Annotated in this window: 1 protein-coding gene; it reads left to right on the top strand. The window is 65.3% G+C overall.

Annotation, left to right across the window (positions count from 1 at the left end):
* Positions 1 to 1,797, top strand: a 1,797-nt coding sequence (gene rpoB / locus KGM94_RS25200; RefSeq protein WP_300265465.1) for a DNA-directed RNA polymerase subunit beta, incomplete at both ends; no start/stop codon positions are given.

The raw sequence follows: 1,797 nt of genomic DNA, 5'->3' as shown, positions 1-1,797 counted from the left end.
AAGGACATCAAGGAGCAGGACGTCTACATGGGCGACATCCCGCTCATGACGATGAACGGCACCTTCATCGTCAACGGCACCGAGCGCGTCATCGTCTCGCAGATGCACCGTTCGCCCGGCGTGTTCTTCGACCACGACAAGGGCAAGACCCACTCCTCGGGCAAGCTACTGTTCGCGGCCCGCGTGATTCCCTATCGCGGCTCCTGGCTCGACATCGAGTTCGACGCCAAGGACATCGTCTATGCACGCATCGACCGTCGCCGCAAGCTTCCAGTGACGTCGCTGATGTTCGCCCTCGGCCTCGATGGCGAGACCATCCTCAGCACCTTCTACAAGAAGATCGCCTACAAGCGGACCAAGGACGGCTGGCGCGTGCCGTTCGACGCCAGCCGTTTCCGCGGCTACTCGACGACCTCGGACCTGATCGACGCAGACACCGGCAAGGTCGTGCTCGAGGCCGGCAAGAAGCTCACCGTGCGGGCCGCGCGCCAGCTCCAGGAGAAGGGGCTGAAGGCGCTGCGCATGGGCGATGAGGAACTCGCCGGCAACTACATCGCCGAGGACCTCGTCAACCCGAAGACCGGCGAGATCCACGCCGAGGCGGGCGAGGAGATCACCGACAAGCTCATGAAGGTCCTCAACGAGCACGGCTACAAGGATCTGCCGCTGCTCGACATCGACCACGTCAACGTCGGTCCCTACATCCGCAACACGCTCTCGGCCGACAAGAACATGACGCGCGAGGACGCGCTGTTCGACATCTACCGCGTGATGCGTCCCGGCGAGCCGCCGACGCTGGATTCGGCGCAGGCGATGTTCCAGTCGCTGTTCTTCGACGCCGAGCGATACGACCTCTCCGCGGTCGGCCGCGTCAAGATGAACATGCGCCTTGATCTCGATGCGCCCGACACCCAGCGCACACTGCGCAAGGAGGATATCCTCTCCGTCATCAAGACGCTGGTCGATTTGCGCGACGGCAAGGGCGATATCGACGACATCGACCACCTCGGCAACCGCCGGGTGCGCTCGGTCGGCGAGCTCATGGAGAACCAGTACCGCATCGGTCTGCTCCGCATGGAGCGCGCGATCAAGGAGCGCATGTCCTCGGTCGACATCGACACGGTCATGCCGCAGGACCTGATCAACGCCAAGCCCGCGGCAGCCGCCGTGCGCGAGTTCTTCGGCTCCTCGCAGCTCTCCCAGTTCATGGATCAGACCAATCCGCTGTCGGAGATCACCCACAAGCGGCGCCTGTCGGCGCTCGGCCCGGGCGGTCTGACCCGCGAGCGCGCCGGGTTCGAGGTGCGCGACGTGCACCCGACGCACTACGGCCGCATCTGCCCGATCGAGACGCCGGAAGGCCCGAATATCGGCCTCATCAACTCGCTCGCGACGTTTGCGCGCGTCAACAAGTACGGTTTCGTCGAGACGCCCTACCGCAAGGTCAAGGACGGCCGCGTCACCGACGAGGTCGTGTACCTCTCGGCGACGGAAGAGGGCCGCTACTCGGTGGCGCAGGCCAACGTGCCGGTCGACAACCGCGGCCGCTTCACCGAAGAGCTGATCATCTGCCGCAACGGCGGCGCGCGTGAAGTTCTGCCGGTGACGCCGGACAAGGTCGACTACATGGACGTGTCGCCGAAGCAGCTGGTTTCGGTCGCGGCCGCCCTGATCCCGTTCCTGGAGAACGACGACGCCAACCGCGCGCTGATGGGCTCGAACATGCAGCGCCAGGCGGTGCCGCTGGTTCGCGCCGAGGCGCCGTTCGTCGGCACCGGCATGGAAGGCGTGGTGGCC

The sequence above is a fragment of the Bradyrhizobium sp. genome (genome assembly GCF_028868675.1).
Lineage (GTDB): Bacteria > Pseudomonadota > Alphaproteobacteria > Rhizobiales > Xanthobacteraceae > Bradyrhizobium.
The sequence above is the reverse complement of the archived record's forward strand: the minus strand, read 5'-3'. Positions and strand labels throughout refer to the sequence as shown.